Origin of the sequence: Pseudomonas sp. PA-1-6B, from assembly GCF_021609545.1 — a bacterium.
Lineage (GTDB): Bacteria > Pseudomonadota > Gammaproteobacteria > Pseudomonadales > Pseudomonadaceae > Aquipseudomonas > Aquipseudomonas fluorescens_BV.
In genome coordinates this window covers 1-2,670 of the sequence record NZ_WJZM01000112.1, presented here as the reverse complement: position 1 = coordinate 2,670, position 2,670 = coordinate 1, and the positions used below count along the sequence as shown (strand labels likewise).

At 60.2% G+C, this 2,670-nt stretch carries 3 protein-coding genes; all 3 read right to left on the bottom strand.

The window, feature by feature from the left end; genetic code table 11:
- Positions 1-394: 394 nt before the first annotated feature.
- Positions 395-757 (bottom strand): helix-turn-helix domain-containing protein, encoded by a 363-nt coding sequence (locus GIV35_RS27070; protein WP_105227812.1) that lies wholly within the window; start codon positions 755-757, stop codon positions 395-397.
- Complete coding sequence (locus tag GIV35_RS27065; RefSeq protein WP_236264456.1) at positions 757-1,059, bottom strand: type II toxin-antitoxin system HigB family toxin; 303 nt, start codon at positions 1,057-1,059, stop codon at positions 757-759. The genes GIV35_RS27070 and GIV35_RS27065 overlap by 1 nt, the downstream gene beginning before the upstream one ends.
- A gap of 227 nt (positions 1,060-1,286) precedes the next feature.
- Positions 1,287-2,630: an aminodeoxychorismate synthase component I gene (gene pabB, locus GIV35_RS27060; RefSeq protein ID WP_213152916.1), complete on the bottom strand. Its 1,344-nt coding sequence runs from the start codon at positions 2,628-2,630 to the stop codon at positions 1,287-1,289.
- Positions 2,631-2,670: the final 40 nt, after the last annotated feature.

The following is a 2,670-nucleotide window of genomic DNA, read 5'->3' as shown; positions in this document are numbered from 1 at the left end:
AAAGCGCAAAAGTAAGCAAAACGCTCTTGCCCCACCACTCGGCACCTCGCCTAGGCTCGGTGTGCCCGAACACAGGCTTGAATCCGTGGGCCGCCGCCACGCGCCATCCATGGCGCGGGGCGGCTAAACCGGCATCCCTGCCGGTTTACCCCCCAAATCCCTGTCGAATTCCGGCCAGCGTGGTTTAACGGGGCGCCTAAGATCAAGATCAAAAGCAGATCAAGATCAAGGGCGACTCGCTTCGCATCGTGGTTACCGGCGGCTGCGGCGAACTGCACAGTTGTGTAGATACCTATGCTCATCGCAGGCAAACCAGCTCCCACCTTGACCATGTAACGTCAAACGACGCGGTCAACTGTGGGAGTCGGGCTTGCCTGCGATGGCGTCGGCGCCGTCACGCCTTACCCTCGGCCAGCAAGCGCTCATAAGGAATACGCAAGCCTTCATGCAGACGCTTGATCATCGACAGGCTTAGCTTGCGCTTGTGGTTCAGCACCTCTGACACCCGCCCACTGGTGCCGATAAACGGCTCCAGATCGCGTGCGGTCATGCCCAATTGCTCCATGCGAAACTTGATAGCCTCTACCGGATCCGAAGGGGGCATGGGGTAATGCTCGGCTTCGTACTTCTCGATGAGGACTGCCAGGATTTCCAGCTCATCACCTTCAGGCGAGCCGGGTGGTGCTCCCCATATCTGCTCGACTCGTACGAGTGCCGCAGTCAGGTCTTCCTGGGAGTGAATAGGTTTGATGTTCATCACGCAGTCTCCGCGTTGATCTTGTCGTACTGAGCGTGGGTCCCCACGAACCGTATAAACCCTAGTTGTCGCTGGTAGTCGATCGTCATGATCACTCGATACTTGTTGCCGCCAACGTTGAACACGACCCTGCCACCCTTAAGAATGCTCGCTGTTCTGAGTTCGGCCTTGAGTGCTTGCGGTGTTGGATAATTGGCCTTTTCCATGTGCCGATACAACTCGACCAGCGGTGTTCTGGCGTCGCTATAAGCTGAATGGCTTTCCCAGAATATTCGTAGGGTAGATAGAGCGATTATCCGCATCGCTTCAACCTCCCGTTTTGGGAGATCATAGGTGCGATTGCGTGGATAGGCAATCTCGGAAATATTTCCAGACGAGGAGGTAGTCGCTTCATGTGATCCTTCACAGGTGGCGGGTGGACGGTCGCTCCGGACGCTATCTGCAAGCGTCTATCCCGTCCACAGCGGTTCTGATTCAGGCTTTTTCTATCGCATGGCGTTCTACTCGAACGCTAGGAAGGGGCTGTACCCTACAGATTTTCCAACGTTTGTAACAACACACGCACCTTCGTCAGAGACTCCTGATACTCCGCCTGCCACTCTGAATCCGCCACAATCCCACCGCCACCCCAGCAACACACCTGTCCGTCCTTGACCAGTAAGCTGCGAATCGCGATGGAGCTGTCCATTTCGCCGCGCACGTCCAGGTACACCAGCGAGCCGCAATACAACCCGCGGCGGGTGGGCTCAAGCTCGTCGATGATCTGCATGGCGCGAATCTTCGGCGCGCCGGTAATGGAGCCGCCAGGGAAGCTGCCGGCGATCAGGTCGAGGGCGTCTTTGTCGTCGGCCAATATGCCAGTGACACTGCTCACCAGGTGGTGCACGTTGGGGTAGCTTTCCAGGCTGAACAGCTCCGGCACTTTCACTGAGCCGATACGGCAACTGCGGCCAAGGTCATTGCGCAGCAGGTCAACGATCATCAGGTTTTCGGCGCGGTCTTTGGGGCTGGCCAGCAGTTCGGCGGCGTTGGCGGCATCCTCTTCGGGTGTCAGGCCGCGAGGCCGTGTGCCCTTGATCGGGCGGGTTTCGACCTGGCCTTCGCTGATGCGCACGAAGCGCTCCGGCGACAGGCTCAGCACCGCGCCGTCATCGGGCAAACTCTGGAACCCGGAAAACGGCGTCGGGCAGGCTTCGCGCAGCGCGCAGTAGGCTGCCCATGGATCGCCGATGCACGGCGCACGAAAGCGTTGGGCAAAGTTGACCTGGTAGCAGTCGCCGGCCTGGATGTAATCCTGGATACGCAGGATGGCCTGCTGGTACGCATCCACGCTGAGGTCCGGCGCCATGGTGCCCTGGAGCTTGAAGGTGGTGGGGGTGTCACCTGTTGCATGACTGAACAGGGCGATCAGACGTTGCCGCTCGCTATCGGCCAGCACTGGGTGAAACACCAGTTGGCTGGTGCGCGCCAGGTGATCGCTGACCAGTGCCCAGGCATACAGCCCCAGGCGCGCATCCGGCAGATGCAGGTCGTCCACGGCCAGGCGCGAGACCTGTTCCAAGTGCCGGCCGAAGTCATAGCTCAAGTAACCGATCAAACCGCCGGCAAATGGCAATTCAACGCCAGCAGGCAGGGCCGCCTCACCCAACTGCGCCAGGTTCTCGCGCAGGCGTTGCAGGAAATCGCTGCCGCGTTCATCCGGCCCAACCGTCAAGGTCGCTTCGGGCCAGGCGCTGAGCAGGTCATAACGCCCCCGCTCGGCAGCCGGGCGGCCGCTGTCGAGCAGCACCGCGCCAGGCGCATGGCGAATAGCCGCAAAGTACTCGGCGGGGTTGGCCCGGTAGGGTAAGGGGTAAACGGAGCAGGTCGACATGCGAGGGTGAATCAGCCAGTGGCGGGGGGGAGGGGATTGT